Source organism: Pseudomonas sp. FSL R10-1350, assembly GCF_009600525.1.
Lineage (GTDB): Bacteria > Pseudomonadota > Gammaproteobacteria > Pseudomonadales > Pseudomonadaceae > Aquipseudomonas > Aquipseudomonas helleri.
The window spans coordinates 1-1,844 of record NZ_WIVR01000141.1 but is presented as its reverse complement, the minus strand read 5'-3'; the positions used below and the strand labels follow the sequence as shown (position 1 = coordinate 1,844).

2 protein-coding genes are annotated in these 1,844 nt (G+C 61.9%); one reads left to right on the top strand and one right to left on the bottom strand.

Translation table 11 applies throughout. The features are described from left to right. A partial coding sequence (locus GHO25_RS25470; RefSeq protein WP_178110245.1) for an amidase occupies nt 1-849 on the top strand: 849 nt, incomplete at its 5' end. A gap of 90 nt (nt 850-939) precedes the next feature. Here the strand turns inward: GHO25_RS25470 and GHO25_RS25465 are convergent. Continuing rightward, entirely contained in the window at nt 940-1,680 is a 741-nt protein-coding gene (locus GHO25_RS25465; protein ID WP_153393328.1) for an SDR family NAD(P)-dependent oxidoreductase, read from the bottom strand. Nucleotides 1,681-1,844: the final 164 nt, after the last annotated feature.

Below are 1,844 nucleotides of genomic sequence, written 5' to 3'. Positions count from 1 at the left end.
GCCGTGGCCAGCGGCATGGTGCCGTTGGCCTTGGGCACGGACACCGGCGGCTCGATCCGGATTCCGGCGGCGTTGTGCGGTGTGGTCGGCTTCAAGCCGTCCTATGCTGCCGTGCCACTGGAAGGCGTATTCCCGCTGTCGTCCAGCCTCGACCACGCCGGGCCGATTGCCAACTCCGTTGAAGACGCGCGTCTGCTGTTCGAAGTGTTATCGGGCAAGGCATGCGCGGCGACAGCCACTGAACCACGTGCAGTACGGGTTGGCTGGATCCGCTCGGGCAGCTTCGGCCCGGTCGACGTTGCAGTGGATCAACAGGTTTACCAAGCGGCCAAACAGGTGTTTGGCGATACCTTACACGAAGTGACGGAATTGGCCGCCATGGCTGCCGGCATGAAAGAAACCTTGCTGATGCTGCAACGCGCCGAGGCTTACGACGTGCATGCCGAGCGCATGCAAGAGGCGCCGCAATTGTTCGACCAAGAAGTGCGCGAGCGCCTTGAACTGTCGCAAGAAGTTCGCGGCTGGCAGTACATTCGTGCCCAGCGGGCCCAGCAGCAGTATCAAGCGCAGATGGAACGGTTATTCGAAGACTATGACCTGCTGGTTTCGCCCTGCGTACCGATCATCGCCCCGCCAGTGAATGCACGGGAAACACCTGTGGACGAGCAACTTATCGACGTCCGCGCCGCCGTGCTCAGCTACACCAGCCCCTGGAATCTCACCGGCCTGCCCGCAATCAGCCTGCCAGCAGGGCAGGTGAGAGGCCTGCCCGTGGGCCTGCAAGTGATTGCAGCGGCGGGTGAAGATGAGCGTTTATTGCAGTGGCTGGCCCATCACATCCCCACATAACCCCAAATCCCTGTAGGAGCGAGCTTGCCTCGCGATCTTTTGATCTTGAAAAGATCGCGAGGCAAGCTCGCTCCTACAGGGTGAACTGCCTCACCCCGCGATATACAACCCGCCATTCACATGCAGCACTTCCCCGGTCATGAAGCTCGATCCGTCACTGCACAAAAAGGCGATGACAGAGGCGATTTCACTCGGCTGGCCGAGGCGTTTGAGCGGGGTTTGTTCAACTGAGTCGCTGCCACGGTTGGCGATCAGGCTTTGTGTCATCGGGGTTTCGATGATGCCCGGCGACACCGCATTCACCCGCGTCTGCGGCCCCAATTCACGGGCCAGTGCGCGAGTCAGGCTCAGCAGGCCGCCTTTGGAGCTGCCGTAGTGGGCGTTGGAATACGCGCCACGGTGCGCCGCCACGGAAGTCAGGTTAACGATGGCGCTGTTGGCGCGCAGGGCAGGGATGGCGCGGCTGCACAGGTAAAACACGCCGTCGAGGTTGATGCCCAGGGTCTGGCGCCATTGCTCGTCGGTCATTTCGCGAATCGGTTGTGATTGGTACAGCCCGGCAGACGGCACCAGAAAATCAATCCCGCCAAAGCGCTCGACCGCCAGTTGCACCGCTTTTGCCGAGTCATCCGGGTCGCCAGCGTTCATGCGCAAGGTGGCCACACGCTCACCCTGTGGGTCCAGCGCTTGGGCGAAGTCCGCCAACCCTTCACCGTCCAGATCCGTCAGCACCATCGACGCGCCGTATTGATAAAACAGCTTCGCCACTTCGCGGCCGATACCACCGTTGGCGCCGGTCAGCAGCAAGACGCGGTTGTTGAAGTCATACATGAGCAGTGTCTCCAGAGAGGGCAGGGGGTCAGTGGCCGAGAATGCGCGCAACGTGTTCAGGCTGCAGGTCAACACCAAGGAAGCGGCAGATCTGCACCACCTGCCCGTAAATCATGTGCTGTCCGGGGTGAGTGCGGCAGCCGCGCTCGCGTGCCGCCGCCAGC

Bases quoted from the DNA above. Each gene is read 5' to 3' on its own strand.
- GHO25_RS25465 (WP_153393328.1), bottom strand. From the start codon at position 1,680: ATGTATGACTTCAACAACCGCGTCTTGCTGCTGACCGGCGCCAACGGT.